Raw genomic sequence first — 16,962 nt, forward strand, 5'->3', positions numbered from 1 at the left:
GGCCTAAAATTAAGGTTAGGGTTATTTTCTATATTTACTTTTTTATGATTTGGTCACGTTTTGGACACGGTGCTGATTTTTGAGCTTTTAATATGTTAGATAAACTTAGCAATTAGACTGAATAGCTGAGCCTTTCCTAAAAACTGTGTAACTGCTTATAATCCACTAACAGGAGAATAAGCAATGACTACTCAATCTGACATTAAAAAACTGGCCGAGCAAATGGCTGGTAGTATGAAAAGCTTCGATGACATCAAAGGCTTTCAGAAGCAACTCATGCAGTCCTTTATCGACACTGCCCTTGAAGCTGAGATGGAAGACCATCTCGGCTACCCCAAGCATGAAAAGGCGGATAAACCTAATAAGCGCAACGGGCACACTAAAAAGACCGTCCGTAGCGACACAGGCGATTTTGAGATATCCACCCCAAGAGACCGCGGTGGCAGCTTTGAGCCTGTACTCGTCAGTAAGCATCAAACCCGTATCTCAGGTCTCGATGATAAAATCATATTCCTTTACGCCAAGGGTCAAACCACCACCGAGATTGTAGAGAGCATTAAAGAGCTCTACGATGTCGACATCTCAAGCTCTCTTGTCTCAAGAGTCACCGATAACATATTAGAGGACATCACCGCTTGGCAGAACCGGCCGCTGAGCAGCGTCTATCCTATCGTCTACTTAGACTGCATTGTCGTTAAGGTACGCCAAGACAAGCAGATCATCAACAAGGCGATCTATCTGGTCTTAGGCGTTGCTCTTGATGGTAAAAAAGAGCTGCTTGGCATGTGGCTATCAGAGAACGAGGGCGCTAAATTCTGGCTTGGTGTTCTCACTGAGCTACAAAACCGCGGGGTTCAAGATATTCTTATTGCCTGTGTCGACGGCCTAAAAGGCTTCCCTGATGCCATTAACACCGTCTACCCTAACGCTCAGGTTCAGCTGTGTATCGTGCATATGGTGCGCTATTCGATGAAGTTCGTACCTTGGACGGACAAGAAGGCCGTAGCAGCTGATTTAAAGGCCATCTACGGTGCTGATACGCTTGAGATGGCAGAGGCCAATCTTGAACACTTTGATGAGGTATGGGGCACAGAGTACCCGCATGTCATCAAGTCTTGGCGTAATAACTGGGAGGGCTTAACGGTGTTCTTTGAGTATCCGAAAGATATCAGAAAAGCCATCTATACCACCAATGCTATTGAGTCTTTAAACAGCGTGATTCGGACAGCGGTGAATAAGCGTAAGGTGTTCCCGTCTGATCAGGCAGCATTCAAGGTAGTCTACCTAGCAACTCAGCAGGCGTCGTCAAGGTGGTCGATGCCCATCCGTAACTGGACGTCTGCTCTTAATCGCTTTATGATTATGTTTGATGATCGTATCAGTAAGCATTTAATCTAAAGGGCAGTTACACAGAATTCGGGATGGGCTCTCTTTAGGTTCTGACTTGCCAAAGATGCCCGCAATTTTTGAAAAAAGACTAGACATAGAAATCTCCTTTTTTTGAGTATAAACAGTGGATTTGCTAGCCTAGCAGTTAAAGTACATGACAGGCTGGGCATTTCCTTTTTTAAACAAATGCTTAACCGATGCATTCAGATACTTATCTCTAATAGCATCTTCAGCTACTGTCCCAACGAATTCATAGCGCCCAGAACCTATAATGTCTTCACGTTTTGGCATAAAAGTAGTTCCCGCATCATACCACCCAGATACTTTATAGACTTCTTTTACAATACCTTGGTGAACTGATAATACATACTCTACGTTATTCGCACGCTCTAGATTAATTCTCCATGCACTGCGAGTAGTGTTGTACAGGTCTTGCGCACTAATATTGTCTGAGTCTTCTAGATTGATACGAATAATCAGCGCAGGTTCCGTTATTTCAAAAGAGTCATAAGTAGCTATATTGGATGAGTCATCTTCAGTTTCTGATTCGTAGTCTTCATCATCTTCCTCGTCATAATCCTCATCATATGGGTCTATTCCTAATATGGGTCTATTCCTAGGTATTCAGAAAAAGCATCAGAGACATCAAAATCAAGGCTTGTTAATTTATCGTATACAAACTTAATGGATGTATAGTAAAAATAGTCTAAAAAGTCATATTGTAATTGACTGTAATTTTCATCAATTAATTCATCAGCACTAAAAATTGACTCAGGTTGTTCATTGACTATATGGAGAAGACGAGCATACTGATTTTTATTCAGTACTTTTTTATAGATACCGTCTTCATACATAATGTAGTGAATCAAGCTTTGAAGGCTCATATCATACGAACCATCAACCCAGTCTAAATAGAACTTATCATAACCATAGCCTGGCCTGACTTTAAAATCACCTTGCTCTCTAAAGTGAGCAATATTATTAACAATGATTTGATCTAAGCGGTCTATAATTTCTTGTTCTAGTTCACTAAGGTCAAAGTCATCTAAATTAACAGTTTCTTTTACCTCATTAGGTACACTGTGAATATATGACTCAATAATATTGTCTGTCGGTTGTTCTTTAACAAAATCTTGAGGTTGCCAATCATCAAGAGCATTGTTATTAATCAGTTGAATTAAAAAATCCTTAACTTTATCGGAATAATTATTAAGCTCGTTACCTGAAAGTGAAATATAGAATAATTCAGTGAGATTGATGATGCTTTCAGGCAGTGATGTTAGCTGGTTATCACTAATGTCTAAGGTTGTTAAGTTTTCTAAATTACCAATACTTTCAGGCAGTGATGTTAGCTGGTTACCACTAATGATTAAGTATGTAAGATTTTCTAGGTTGTCAATAGTTTCAGGTAATAATGTTAGCTGGTTATTCCAAGTTTCTAAGCGTGTCAGTTTTTTTAAGTTACCAATACTTTCAGGCAGTGATGTTAGCTGGTTACGACTAATGTTTAAGTCTGTAAGATTTTCTAGGTTGCCAATAGTTTCAGGCAGTGATGTTAGCTGGTTATCACTAATGATTAAGTCTGTAAGATTTTCTAGGTTGCCAATAGTTTCAGGTAGTGATGTTAGCTGGTTATCACTAATGATTAAGTCTGTAAGATTTTCTAGGTTGCCAATAGTTTCAGGTAGTGATGTTAGCTGGTTACCACTAATGCCTAAGCTTGTTAGGTTTTCTAAGTTAGCAATACTATCAGGCAGTGATGTTAGCTGGTTACGACTAATGTTTAAGTCTGTAAGATTTTCTAGGTTGCCAATAGTTTCAGGCAGTGATGTTAGCTCGCTAAAACTAATATCTAAGCTTGTTAGGTTTTCTAAGTTAGCAATACTATCAGGCAGTGATGTTAGCTGGTTATCACTAATGATTAAGTCTGTCAGATTTTCTAGGTTGCCAATAGTTTCAGGTAGTGATGTTAGCTGGTTACCACTAATGCCTAAGCTTGTTAAGTTTTCTAAATTACCAATAGTTTCAGGCAGTGACGTTAGTCCAAAACCCCTGATAGTTAGTGATTTAAGATTGCTAAAGTTACCAATAGTTTCAGGCAGTGATGTTAGCTCGCTAAAACTAATATCTAAGCTTGTTAGGTTTTCTAAGTTAGCAATACTATCAGGCAGTGATGTTAGCTGGTTATCATCAATACTTAAGTCTGTCAGATTTTCTAGGTTGCCAATAGTTTCAGGCAGTGATGTTAGCTGGTTACCACTAATGTCTAAGCTTGTTAGGTTCTCTAAGTTACCAATAGTTTTAGGCAGTGACGTTAGTCCAAAACCCCTGATAGTTAGTGATTTAAGATTGCTAAAGTTACCAATCCCATTAGGGATATTACTTAAGGAGCCTTTTAAGTATATATGAAGAAAATCCAAATTCTTTAGTTGTGCGAACTTATTACAGAACTCAGATAACTTCTTGGCAGTTAAATTATCAAGGGTAATTGCATAGGGGTTCTGTAGAAACTCAACATCTCTTGGAATATCATATTCGGATATCTTAGATTTATCAGCCCAATCCCAAAGCTCTAGCATCCAAGGTTCGGCGGGTTCTTTCTTTTCCCAACCAGAAACGGTATCACCCAGTTGAGTGAGAAACTCAGTGACTCCATGAGACAGACGGTCTAAGGTATTCATATCACTAGGACCTAGCTCTAGCTCTTCTAACTGGGTTAAATTAACAAAGCTTTCTGGGAGGCTTTGTAAGCTACAGCAATCTAGCGAGAGGTGCTTTAGATTGGTTAAATTACCGAAGCTTTCAGGTAGCTTAGTTATACGTTCGTTGACTCCTAAGTCTAAATACTCTAACTTTGTGAGCTCACCAATTTCTGAAGGTATCTCTGATAGGGCTACCTCATTTAAACACAGCTCAGTAAGTTCTTTTAAATCGAATATCCAGACAGGAATTTCGTATAGATCTCCTGAAAGAGATAGCTTTTTCAATTTCTTTAATGAACCTATTTCATCTGAGTAAAGCTCAGTACTATAAAGTAGTAGCTCCTCTAACTGCGTAAGTTGAAAAAAATCATCTGGGAAATCTTGAAGCACATCACACGCAAATAGGTCTATGGACTTAAGATTCTCAAGTCTAGAGATATTCTCAGGTAACCTTTCTAATGCTGACTCATGTATTTTAAGCTGTTCGAGAGAGGTTAGATTAACAATTTCCTCTGGTAGAGATTCGCCTCCATAATAACTTAAGTCGAGGATTTTTAGATTGGGTAATTTTGAGATTAACTTAATTAGTTCAAAGGCCTCAGCGTCTAGATCTTCTAGTTTTAAGTCTAGATCTTCTAGTTTTAACTCATTTAGTTGTTCTAGTTTTAACTCATTTAGTTGTTCTAAACCTACTGCATCGCGAGGAATAACATCATCAGATATTTGGAATTTATCAGCTAGGTTCCAAAGCTCTTGCATCCAAGGTTCAGTGTTTTTATTATTAGTCATTATTTCATCACCTTTTATATAGTCTATGTTATTTTCAGCATAGAAAGCACTCATCCAATGTTGAGTGCTTTCAGACTTTAACTGTCTTATTTCTAGCAGTTAACATACATGGTATGACCCCTGCCGTCAAATCCGTACACATAAACTTGGGAGATTTTAATTACGCAGCCTGACGATAATAATCAAACCACACCTGTCTTGGCGATTGATAGCCCAAACCCTTTTGAATCCTCGTCTGGTTGTAGTACAGCTCGATGTATCTAATAATATCGTTGATCGCTGCAAATCTAGTCTTATAATCCTGATGATATACCAGCTCGTTCTATAAAGTGCCCTAGAAGCTTTCTATCGGAGCGTTATCGAAACAGTTGCCTTTGCCGCTCATTGAGCCTATAAATTGATGCTGCTTAATGGTCTTGTGGTAGGCGTGACTGCAATACTGACTGCCTCTGTCTGAATGAACGATTAGCCCTTTGCTTGGACGTTTATTCTTGATGGCCATGTTCAATGCGCGACAGACCAAATCTGCGGTCATGCGTTTGTTGATCGCATAGCCGACCAGCTCTTTGGTATATAAGTCTTTGACTCCCGCTAAATACAACCAGCCCTCATGTGTCCAGATATAGGTGATGTCGCTTACCCATGCTTGGTTAGGGCGACTGGTGTCAAACTTCTGATCGAGCACGTTTGGATAGACCAGCTTGTTGTGATTGGAGTCGGTGGTGACTTTAAAGCGCTTATAACGACGACATTTAATGCCGTGTTGCTCTTTGATGCTTCTTACCATATACAGGCTAATGTTATGGCCTTGCTCGCTTAGATGAGCATGCAGTCGATCTGCGCCATAACGTTCTTTCGTTTCATTGTGAGCCGCTTTAACCAGTAACTCGCACTGATTACGATGTACCTGCTGACAGCTGAGATCACGACTTAGCCAGTCATAGTAGCTTGAGGGTTTAACCTGTAGTACGCGGCACATGCTACTAATGCTAAAGACTTGCTGGTTGTCTTTGATAAAGGCGTACCTGACTAACTGTTTCTCGCGAAGTACGCCGTCGCCAACTCGAGCATAGCTCTCCCCTTGCGTCGGGGCGAAGCAGTGCTTCGCTTTATCCCTCCTCATTTAGTATTTCGCGTTCCTCTTCAGCCACTTTGAGCTGCTTTATTTCTTGAAGAGCACTCATAAGATCAGGATCATATTGCTCTGTGCCAACAAGCTTTCCTTGATTGGCTTTGTTATGCCAATTTGAGAACGTTTGCATGGCAATGCCAAGCTGCTTTGCAGTCGCTGAAATATTGCCATTGTTGTCTGCTATCTTCTTGACGGCCTCGGCTTTAAATTCGTCACTGTAGGTTCTTACTTTCTTGGTCATGATAAACTCCGATTAATACGCTTAGTTTACCAAGTTTACCTCTACGGTTTCTTCAGCATAGCTCATTGTCCTTGGTCTCGAAGATCATAGCTCACAATTCTAATAGTCTTAGAGAAGTATTCTGTTTGATGAGCGAACATTGTTTGATCAAAAAATAGGGAGTGACACATCACTAATACTGGTGCGTCTTTCGGACCTTGATCACTATAAACGGTGGTGTGTTAAAAAGTATGCTGATTAAAATTTGAACAATTTTTGAAGCCTTGAAAGCCCTATAGAATCAGATAACTTAGCATAGATCTTTTATTGACTTTTATCGCCAGCATACTTTTTAGAACACCACCCTATAAACAAGCATAGTTCCATTAACGTTAATATTTGGCATGGTTCTCATCCTTGTAGTAAAAACTTTGAATTCAAATAGATATAGTCATGTGAACTTATTTATAGTAGCACTAATTTACTTAAAGAGATGATAGGTTTATAGCATCGAGCATTGTTTTTCCAGTCAATTTATGTCGAACAAAATTTAGTTACTTTATATGTTGATAAATGTAAGATAAGTAAATAATATTGTTACTGCTCAGTTGGTATTAAAATTATTATTCTTGGATTTAGTTTTACATAATTAATGATAAGTAAGATATTAATATGAATTGAAAAATAAATTCTGCTAATACCTAGATAGATAATTATTAATTTTTATTCTACGAAAAAAAGACTATTTAAGACCCCACTCTCAACTTATTTTTCTAAGGTATTGGTTTACTTAGTTTTTAAAATTTCAGTTAAAACAATTAGAATTTTAAATTCTATAAAAATCAAAAGCCTACGATAAGTTGAGATTGGCGTATTTAAGAGAAGATTTTAATAGAGCCATAAATATAAGGCAAATAATGTATAAAAAAGAGGGTATGTTTTACTCACCATCAGATCTAACCAAATACATGGAAAGTCCTTTTGCATCATGGATGGATAGACTCGCTCAAGAGTATCCAGAGTTAGCACCTAAGCCAGATCCTAGTGACGAGCTTATGGTGATGTTGCAACAAAAAGGTTATGAGCATGAAGATAAGCTAGAGACGCAGTTCATAGCTGAAGGCAAGAGCTTAGTCAAAATTGAGGGCATTACCAAAAAGGATAAATATACCAAAACTTTAGCGGCAATGAAGCAAGGTGCTGAAGTCATTGTACAAGGAAGGTTAGAGCTTAGTGAGTTCGCCGGCTATGCTGATTTTCTGGTGAAAGTGGAGCACAAGTCAGATCAACCTTTAAGCAATCTCGGAGATTGGCATTATGAGGTGTGGGACACTAAGCTTGCTAGTCACGTCAAGCCAACATTTATAATCCAATTATGTTGCTACGCTCAAATGCTTGAGGCCATTCAAGGCTGCTTGCCTCAAAATATTACCGTTGCTCTTGGCAATGGTGAGAAGCAAATACTAAAGACTCATGATTTTTATTACTATTATCTATCTCTTAAAAATACTTTTTTGGTCGAGCACTCTCGCTTTCATCCCGATCAAAAACCAGATCCTGCTGACTCGAAAAGTTGGGGTAATTGGAGTAACCATGCCGAACAAATTTTGCTCGATAAAGATCATCTGTTTCAAGTGGCGAACATTACCAAAGCACAAATTAAAAAACTCAATAAAATAGGTATTCACACTATGCAGCAGCTTGCAGAGCTGCCTTTGTTATCAGTGCATGGTATTCATTCCACATCTCTCGCTAAAATTAAAGATCAAGCTGCTATACAAATCAAAACCCATTTAAAAACTAAAAATTCAGATGAGCCTAATGGTAACGCTATACCAGAGTTTGAAATACTACCTCACACAGAGGATGAGAAAAAAGGACTAGCAGTATTACCGCCACACTCTGCACTAGATGTATTCTTCGATATTGAAGGGTTTCCACTTGATGAGGGTGGTTTAGAGTATTTATGGGGTAATAGTTATTTTGATGAGCAGGGTGATCGTCAATTTAAAGATTTCTGGGCTCACAATCCTGAACAAGAAAAACAGTGTTTTGAGGCGTTTATTCACTGGGTATATGATAGATGGCAACAAGACCCAAGTATGCATATCTACCACTACGCCAATTATGAAATTGCCGCGTGCCGAAAGCTTATGGGTCGCTATGGCATTTGTGAATATGAGGTTGATCAACTTTTAAGAAATGAAGTGTTTGTAGACTTGTATAAAGTGGTGAAGGGCGGTTTACGATTAGGCGCGCCTAAATATTCTATCAAAAATGTAGAGCGTCTATATCGAAGCAAGCGTAACACTGAGGTAGGCAATGGCGGTGATTCTATCGTTGTTTATGATCACTGGCGACAGTTATTTGAGCAAGGTCTAGAAGGAGATACTTGGCAAACCTCGAAGATTCTAAATGATATTCGTGATTATAATATTGATGATTGCGATTCTACGCAGGAGCTAACAGTATGGTTAAGGGAGCAGCAAGCAATACATCGTATTGAGTATCTTGGTAAAACTGAAGTCATTGAGCCAGCAGTCTCCGAAGAAGTGACTATGGTTACCGCATTGCGTGACCGTCTATTAGACCAAGCTGAAACAGAGTTACTAGATAACCCTAAACAAGCACAACTCACTGAGAATCTAGCATGGATGTTAGAATTTCATCGAAGAGAGTCTAAACCATTGTTTTGGAAGCTTTTTGACCGCCTTGGTTCAGACGAGATAGAGCTTTTTGACGACTTAGACTGTCTTGCTCTTTGTGAGCGCACGGATAGAGCGCCCTTTAAGTGTCAACCCAAAGATAGAAACTTAAGCTATGAGTATCGCTTCGATGTCGAGCAAGAATTTAAAGGCGCTGCGAAAAGCTTTTATTTACTTGGAGTTGAAATATCAGATGGCAAAAATGCTACGGTTAGCTTTGTTGCTGAGGAGAGTGATTTAGATAAGGGTATAATCGTAGTTAAAACTAAAGACGAACCATCGAACATAGTATCACTGATACCAAACGAATATATTGATACAAGTATAATCTCAGATGCCCTTTTTAGAACGGTTGCTGAGTACGAGCAAGGGTTATTTAGACAACAACAATCTGCCGTTATAGACTTTTTAACGGGTGCAAAGCCAAGAATATCAAATCATACAGGCGGCGATATTGTCGATAGTGATGAACCTAATGCACGCTTAGAGCAAATCATCACAGCGATTGTTAATCTAGATAATAGCTACTTACCTATACAGGGCCCTCCTGGCGCTGGCAAGACTTTCACTGGTAAATATGTCATCGCCCATCTGCTTAAATCAGGAGCAAGAATAGGCATCTCCAGTAACAGTCATAAAGCGATCAATAACTTATTACTCAGTACTGCTAAATATTGCAAACTCCAAAATATAAAAGCAGCTTTTATCTGTACACAAGATACTGATGATGAGCTTGCAGATTATGATGTGACTATCTCAAGCAATAGTAAGTTAATCGGTCATATAGATTCATCCTGCGTTATTGGGACGACTGCGTGGGGGTTTGCGCGGGAGGATATGACTGAGCAGCTCGACTATTTATTCATTGATGAGGCAGGGCAAGTTTCAACGGCAAATTTGGTAGCTATGAGTCGCAGTGCTAAAAATTTAGTATTAATGGGTGATCAGATGCAGTTAGGTCAACCTTCACAAGGCACCCATCCTGCTCAAAGTGGGTTATCTATATTAGATTATCTACTCCATAAAACACCGACAATACCTGCAGATAGAGGTGTGTTTTTAGATACGACTTATCGTATGCATAGCAAAGTAAATACTGTTATCAGTCAGCTAATTTATGAAGGTAAACTCAAGTCACACTTTGACAATGATAAGCGAATTCTTCAAACAGTAGATGCAGCTACTCAAAATACTGATCAGCAAACTCTAGAAGCGCATTTAAACTCTGAGGCAGGAATCATCTTTATCCCTGTAGAGCATGAAGGTAATACTCAGGCTTCTGATGAGGAGGTGATAGTGATTAAGCAATTAGCTGAATCGCTATTGGGGCGTCTATTGCATACTGGTGCGACTAAAGATACTGGAGAGCCAGAAACTCGAATCATAACTTGGGACGATATGTTGTTTGTCGCTCCCTATAATCATCAGGTTAGTAAGTTAAAAATCGCCTTGGGCAAACAAGCCAAGATTGGTAGCGTTGATAAGTTTCAAGGGCAAGAAGCGCCTATTATATTTTTAAGTATGTGCAGTAGTGATGCTAGTGAATCACCTCGCGGCATTGATTTCTTGCTGGACAAAAATCGCATTAATGTCGCGATCTCTAGAGCACAAACCTTGGCTGTCGTAGTGGCAAATTCTAATCTTGGTAATATGTCCGTCAATAATGTTGAGCAGTTAAAAAAAGTGAGTTTATTTAATGCAATGAGCCTCATGAACGACAGGATCGTCTAATTCATAAGCTAAGATGGAGAGCAATTCAAGAAATACGATTAACTTGAATTTTAAATTTTACGATAAAAATACAGGAGTCATGCTTATGATAGCTAATGCTGTGCAGAGAGGTAGTAGTGTTTACCTATATGATGAAACAGGGCAAGATTTGCCAGTCTCAATTTTTACTAGAGGAGGTAGGTTAGTAGGGTTTACTGCTTCTACAGTAAGCATTCAAAACGGTACCCTTATTTATACTTACGATGATCGGGGTAATATCTTAGGCACTCCAATTTCTACTGCCTCTCAAGGGACTATTGAGTCTGATGCAACGAATGATAGGGAATCTAGCAGATATAGTAATAGAGGAAATGGTAATACATCAGATTATGGATTTATTGATGGATATATCGAAAGTTTAACGAATTACGTATACAGGAAGGGATGGAGTCAAAAGAGTATATTTGGAAAACTACTAACATTGATATTACTACCTTTTGCAGTTTGCATCTCTGCTGTTCAGATTGCTTTCACAATTTTAAGATGGCTATTGATTGCTACGGTAGTACTTGTAGTTCTATATGTATTTTATATAGGCATTTTTAGTTAAATTCACCACTTTTTAAATGTTATCACTGCAATGAAAAAATGTACGGCCAGTTCGATGTATAAAGATAGCCATTCAAGATTTAAAAATATACAATCATAGGGTGGCTCTATTAGTACAGGTTCATTAGCTAAAGAAAAGAATCTGTCAATTCAAAGTTGTTGAATTTTTGGATAATGACTACTTAAATTTCTATGAGCCGATCATAGCTGATAAACAAAAACTAATTTTATTTAATAAAGGGATTTATAATGAAAAACGTAACTAATTTAGATAATGAAAAATGGATGAAAGAAATCTGGAGTTGGGCAGACAAAGCCTATATTGATGAAAGTATTATACCTAGAGAGTCAAAAAAATTATTAGAATTAAAAGAGATAAATATTAGCCACAATGATGATGTAAAAAATATACCTGAAAGTATTGGAAACCTTGAGAATTTAGAGAGGTTTATCTTAGTAGGAACTAATGTAAAAAAATTACCAAATAGTATCGGTCATTTATTGAACTTGAAATTTTTATATATTAGTTATGTTGAAAAACTAAATGAATTTCCTGAAAGTATGGGAAATCTTAAAAATTTAGAACATTTAAGTTTAGATGGAAGTAATTTTAAAAAATTACCAGATTGCATTGGTCTACTGTCTAACTTAAAAAAACTAATCCTTGACGATAACATCAAGCTTACTGAAATTACTGAAGATATTGGAAAACTTAAAAGTTTAGAGGAGTTTGTTTTAGAAGGAAATAAGGTAAAGGAATTACCAGATAGTATTGGATCCCTTAAAAACTTAGAAACGTTAAGTATAGAAAACACTAGCATTAAAAAGTTACCAGATAGTATTGGCCAACTGTTAAAATTAAAAAAATTAAAGGTTTGCGATAACGATAAACTAACGGAAATCTCTGAAAGTATTGGAAGTCTTAACAATTTAGAAGACCTTAATTTAGGAGGTAATAGTTTAAAAAAACTACCAGACAGTATCAGTCAACTGTCTAACTTGAAAGAATTATCTATTAGTAGTAATAAACTAAATAGTCTTCCTGAAAGTATTGGAGACCTTAAAAATTTAAAAATCTTAGAACTATATAGTAATAAGTTAAAGTCTCTTCCTGAAAGTATTATAGGTATGGAGAATTTAGAATCAATAGAGATATCTGATAACCCTCTTAAAAATATGACTAAGCCTATATTAGATTTTCTGCAAAATCTAGGTGTTTACTCTGATGAAGTTGACGAATCATACTCTTCAACTCCAAGTATTTCTAATGATAATAATACTTCAACATTTCTTCAGGTCAATGGTTATGGGGTAGAGACGTTTGCCGGTACTGTAGAGGCTGCAACGTATCAATATTTCAAAGATAATGATATCGATCTTGAAGACTATAGCAGCGATGTTGATTGGGGTAATGACACATGTCAGATTCCAGAGGAGCATAACTTTGGCGGGGGTGGATTATATGAAGTAGATGATATATGGCATGTTAACGGCGCTTACTTCACAGAAGGTAATCAAATTGAGTTAGTGAACAGTTCTGAGGATATACTTTGGAGTTCAAACTGTGATACTGAATCGCTTGAATCGCAGGGTATTAAGTTGATTTGCATCTCTAATCAGGAAGATATTTTTGATAGTTTAGATCTAAAAACAGTTGTGATGATTGGCAGATTGTTCCAACTAGGTTGTACTTTTAAGACTCAACTTCAGGACGTTGAAAATTTCGATCCAAATAACCTTACTATCTATTACCATGAAGATGAAAGTGGACGTATTATCAAAAAAATTGAATACAATGACATTGAGCTTGAAAATGGAAATAGCAATACTTCTGGAACAAGACCTGAATACTCTTGGGAAGTCATTGGATAGTAGGGTATTTAATATTTTTTAGAACGAAGTCCTATCAAAATATTTATAGTGTGCTTAGTGAAATCCTCAATTTTGCTAAGCGCATTTTTAAATAGTATTATTTTTAAGGATTAGCCAAAAGTTATTACTCATCAATTCAGGTTTTACGCTCTATAGCCTAAGTAGTTATCGAATACTATAATCAGAAAATACAACACTAGCAGGGTTTTATAATGACTGAAAATTTTGAAGCAATAGATGTAAATTCTTATTGGTTTGTTGGTGCTGCCTATGATGGAGTAGACCAAACCTCTCGATTTGTTGAAACAGGTACTTGGGAGATTAATCCTGAGGCTAACCAGATTGATTCAGTAAAGTTTATTGAGGCTGGCGATAGAATTGCTATCAAATCAACGTACACTAGAAAAAACGAACTACCTTTTGATAATCGAGGACACACGGTTTCTGTAATGTTAATTAAGGCTATCGGCACCGTTATAGAGAATGTAGGTGATGGTAACCATTTAAAAGTAGATTGGGACAACAGCTTTACTCCTAAGGAATGGTATTTTTTCACTAGTCGAAATACGGTTTGGAGAGTCATTCCTGAGACTGAGTTAAGAGTTAATTTGATTGATTTTGCATTTGACGGTAAAGCTCAAGACATAGATATGTTCCGTAACAATCCTTATTGGCTTGAAAGATTTGGCGATTCACCTTCAGAGCATTCCGCTTTTGAGTGGACAACTTTCTATGAAGAAATGGCCTCTAAGCTTCTTGCTTTTCGATATCGTCGAGATGAGCTTGTTACTGGTATTCATAAAATATCTGAAACAAGTGATGTCATGTCTATTCTTAACGACCAATACGAAGAGGGGGTCGAAGGAGGATTATTAAAAGATATATGTCCATTTACAGTCATGGCTATTTTCAATCGTGGAATTACTGACGATAATCGTAAAATTATCGCTAAAGCATTGGCCGAACTACTTGATATAACAGAGCCTGTCCCTGAATCTTTTGATGGCATTCCTATAGTTAACAATCAAAGAACTTGGTTTTTTGGTTATCACCACAAGCGACAAGCTGATGATATAGATATTATATGGGAAGTCTTTGAACGCGCTATCGCATTTGCCGATTTAGAAGACGAAGGTGAGAGTGAAGAAGCTAAATCTCGATTCGTTGCCGCATATGACAGCGCTACTAACTGTTACGGCATAGGCTGGAATTTGACTATGGGTCTATATTGGATTAGACCGTGGAGCTTCTTAACCCTTGATGGACAGTCTCAAGAATACATCAATAAAAAGCTCAATATAGAAATTAATAAAAACGGTCCAAAAGCACGTTGTGATGCTAATGATTATTTAGAGTTGTTAGAGAGTCTTGAAACCAGATTTTTAGAAGAAACTTATCCAGTGCACTCCTTTCCTGAACTCTCGCTCGCAGCATACCAATATAAACCAAGTGACTTGAAAGATTTATCTAATAGAACTTGGAAAGAGATTGTTTTTTCACAACTGCAACAGCTTTGCCATGATAAGGATTCTTTTGAATTTACAGATAATGAGTTTTTGGAAAGATTTACTAGCGCTCTTGCAGAAAGATTCCCAAAGAGAAGCGATGTTAAAGGAACGGTTAAATTCTTACTAAGAGAGCTAGCGAGTGATGGAAAGTTAGAGCTGATTAGTAAAGGTAGGTATCGCTGGCTTAACGAAGATATGGTTAGTAGTTTTGATACACAATTACCTTTTAAGACGGATGCTCAAGCGATGTTAGAAACTTATTCTATTGATGATATTACATCTGATGGGTGTTTTTTGCCTAAAGCTAAGATTGAGATGATACTCAAACGTTTTCGAGCTAAGAAAAATCTAATACTACAAGGGCCTCCCGGTACTGGTAAAACTTGGTTGGCTAAAAGATTAGCCTTTGCTTTAATGGGTCAGCGTGACGATAGTAAAATACGAGCCGTGCAGTTTCATCCTAATTTGTCTTATGAAGATTTTATTAGAGGTTGGCGTCCATCAGGTGAGGGCAAGCTGACATTGGTAGACGGTCCTTTTATGGAAATGATCAAAGCCGCTATTGATGACCCTGAATCAAAGTACGTTATTGTCATCGAAGAGATTAACCGAGGTAATCCTGCTCAAGTGTTCGGTGAGATGCTCACACTACTTGAAACCGATAAAAGAACCCCAGATGAAGCGTTAGAGCTGTCTTATAGAAAGTTCGATGGTGAACGTGTTTATATTCCCAGTAATTTATATGTCATAGGCACAATGAATATAGCTGACCGCTCGCTGGCTTTGGTTGATCTTGCACTACGTCGTCGTTTTGCTTTTATTGATCTTGAGCCAACATTAGGTAAGCCATGGCATGATTGGGTCCAATCCAAAAATGGCATTGATTCAAATATTCTAAATGGAATTGACAGTCGCATTAGAGCTCTAAATGAGGAAATTTCTACAGATACTAGTCTTGGTGCTCAGTTTCAAATAGGCCATAGCTATGTCACGCCAGCCGTTGGGATGACTATAACGAATGCTAAAGAATGGTTTAGTGAGGTGGTACAGACGGAGATCGGTCCTTTACTTGATGAGTACTGGTTCGATGATCTTGAGAAATCTCAAAAAGCACAGAAACGCCTGATTGAAGGTCTGTAAGTCTATGTCTACTGAAGTCGATCATTTGTCTGAACCTTATGATTATGATGAGATCAAGTCTATAGGTGAAATACCCGTACGCAATCTTTGGCTGCTTATGCTCTACGCCTCGGATATGTATAGAGAGTTTAAAGCGGCTAAGATCTCAGTTGAGAATAATCCTGATGATATTCCAGACCTAATTGCAGAAATGCTCTGTCGACGAGTTGAGCATCGTATTCAGCGAAACTTAAGTTACAGTTATCAATCTCGTGATGCTGTGCTCAATCGTGTCCGGGGTAGAATAGACCTGCTTAGCACTGAGAGAAATAGATTGCTTGATCGTGGTAAAGTAGCTTGTCATTTTGATGAGTTAACCCTTGATACCGCGCGTAATAGATATGTCCGTGCTGCCTTAGAGAGTATCTCTAAGATTGTAAAAAATAAGGATTTAGCTCATAGGTGTCGATCACTAGATGTGCGTTTAAGGCGCATGGGAGTCAGTCAAAGACGTCCAAGTCGTAGTGAAGTTTCAGTAGATCGCTTTGGAAGGCATGATGCTGAAGATCAACCTATGATTACCGCCGCTCATTTAGCCTTTAATCTTGCGCTACCGACTGAGTTTGAAGGTATGAAGCAATTACACTCGCCAGAGAGAAATAACTTACCTTGGCTTCGTAAGCTTTTTGAAAAAGGTGTTGCTGGATTTTATGACACGGTCTTGTCAAAGCAGAGTTATCGTATAAGTGCTGGCAAGACTTTGAGATGGCAAATTGAGGATAAGAGCTTAGGTATTGATAAGATACTTCCTAACATGAAAACAGATATCTTAATAGATGATATGGAATTAGGACATCGCTTAGTCATTGATACTAAGTTCAATGCTGTCGTAATCAACGGTTGGTTTAGAGATGAAACCTTACGCAGTGGTTATCTATATCAGATGTATGCCTACTTAAGATCGCAAGAGGGTAGTGGGGATCCACTCAATGAAAATGCTTCAGGATTACTACTTCATCCTTCCGTAGGTAAAAACATTGATGAGTATATCGTCATGCAAAATCATAAAATCCAGTTCGCTACTGTCGATCTAGCAGCGACTGCGATTGAAATTCGAGAACAGCTATTGCAAGTTATCGATATTTAGCAGAATTAGATTATAATTTTGATCTCGCCATAGCTGAAAAATTTTAATAATCTTAAAAAT

At 37.8% G+C, this 16,962-nt stretch carries 8 protein-coding genes and 1 pseudogene; 6 read left to right on the forward strand and 3 right to left on the reverse strand.

What is annotated here, in order from left to right:
• Positions 1-183: 183 nt before the first annotated feature.
• Positions 184-1,398 (forward strand): IS256 family transposase, encoded by a 1,215-nt coding sequence (locus RAH45_RS04950; protein WP_306495661.1) that lies wholly within the window; start codon positions 184-186, stop codon positions 1,396-1,398.
• A 129-nt stretch (positions 1,399-1,527) separates the two neighbouring features.
• Here RAH45_RS04950 and RAH45_RS04955 read toward each other — a convergent pair whose 3' ends face one another.
• The 3 genes and pseudogenes from RAH45_RS04955 to RAH45_RS04965 all read right to left on the reverse strand — a co-directional run bounded on the left by RAH45_RS04955 (position 1,528) and on the right by RAH45_RS04965 (position 6,253).
• On the reverse strand, positions 1,528-1,680 hold the full coding sequence (locus tag RAH45_RS04955; RefSeq protein ID WP_290188810.1) for a hypothetical protein: 153 nt from the start codon (positions 1,678-1,680) through the stop codon (positions 1,528-1,530).
• 308 nt (positions 1,681-1,988) lie between these two features.
• Positions 1,989-4,934, reverse strand: a complete 2,946-nt coding sequence (locus RAH45_RS04960) for a leucine-rich repeat domain-containing protein (protein ID WP_306495662.1) — start codon at positions 4,932-4,934, stop codon at positions 1,989-1,991.
• A gap of 106 nt (positions 4,935-5,040) precedes the next feature.
• Positions 5,041-6,253, reverse strand: a pseudogene (locus tag RAH45_RS04965) (IS3 family transposase).
• 896 nt (positions 6,254-7,149) lie between these two features.
• On the opposite strand from RAH45_RS04965, the gene RAH45_RS04970 reads away from it, so the two are divergent.
• The 5 genes from RAH45_RS04970 to mcrC all read left to right on the forward strand — a co-directional run bounded on the left by RAH45_RS04970 (position 7,150) and on the right by mcrC (position 16,902).
• Positions 7,150-10,668 (forward strand): TM0106 family RecB-like putative nuclease, encoded by a 3,519-nt coding sequence (locus tag RAH45_RS04970; protein ID WP_306495663.1) that lies wholly within the window; start codon positions 7,150-7,152, stop codon positions 10,666-10,668.
• An 85-nt stretch (positions 10,669-10,753) separates the two neighbouring features.
• The gene (locus tag RAH45_RS04975) at positions 10,754-11,257 is read left to right on the forward strand and encodes a hypothetical protein (RefSeq protein ID WP_306495664.1); all 504 of its coding nucleotides are present in this window, start codon (positions 10,754-10,756) and stop codon (positions 11,255-11,257) included.
• 248 nt (positions 11,258-11,505) lie between these two features.
• A complete protein-coding gene (locus tag RAH45_RS04980) occupies positions 11,506-13,128 on the forward strand; it encodes a leucine-rich repeat domain-containing protein (RefSeq protein ID WP_201620372.1) in 1,623 nt (540 codons plus the stop codon).
• Between the two features lie 212 nt (positions 13,129-13,340).
• Positions 13,341-15,776, forward strand: a complete 2,436-nt coding sequence (locus RAH45_RS04985) for an AAA family ATPase (RefSeq protein WP_306495666.1) — start codon at positions 13,341-13,343, stop codon at positions 15,774-15,776.
• A gap of 4 nt (positions 15,777-15,780) precedes the next feature.
• Complete coding sequence (gene mcrC, locus RAH45_RS04990) at positions 15,781-16,902, forward strand: 5-methylcytosine-specific restriction endonuclease system specificity protein McrC (RefSeq protein WP_306495667.1); 1,122 nt, start codon at positions 15,781-15,783, stop codon at positions 16,900-16,902.
• Positions 16,903-16,962: the final 60 nt, after the last annotated feature.

It is taken from the genome of Psychrobacter sp. van23A, assembly GCF_030845275.1.
GTDB classification, from domain to species: domain Bacteria; phylum Pseudomonadota; class Gammaproteobacteria; order Pseudomonadales; family Moraxellaceae; genus Psychrobacter; species Psychrobacter faecalis.

Bases quoted from the DNA above. Each gene is read 5' to 3' on its own strand.
- RAH45_RS04970 (WP_306495663.1), top strand. From the start codon at position 7,150: ATGTATAAAAAAGAGGGTATGTTTTACTCACCATCAGATCTAACCAAA.
- RAH45_RS04980 (WP_201620372.1), top strand. From the start codon at position 11,506: ATGAAAAACGTAACTAATTTAGATAATGAAAAATGGATGAAAGAAATC.
- RAH45_RS04985 (WP_306495666.1), top strand. From the start codon at position 13,341: ATGACTGAAAATTTTGAAGCAATAGATGTAAATTCTTATTGGTTTGTT.
- RAH45_RS04960 (WP_306495662.1), bottom strand. From the start codon at position 4,934: ATGAGTGCTTTCTATGCTGAAAATAACATAGACTATATAAAAGGTGAT.
- RAH45_RS04975 (WP_306495664.1), top strand. From the start codon at position 10,754: ATGATAGCTAATGCTGTGCAGAGAGGTAGTAGTGTTTACCTATATGAT.
- RAH45_RS04950 (WP_306495661.1), top strand. From the start codon at position 184: ATGACTACTCAATCTGACATTAAAAAACTGGCCGAGCAAATGGCTGGT.
- RAH45_RS04955 (WP_290188810.1), bottom strand. From the start codon at position 1,680: ATGCCAAAACGTGAAGACATTATAGGTTCTGGGCGCTATGAATTCGTT.
- mcrC (WP_306495667.1), top strand. From the start codon at position 15,781: ATGTCTACTGAAGTCGATCATTTGTCTGAACCTTATGATTATGATGAG.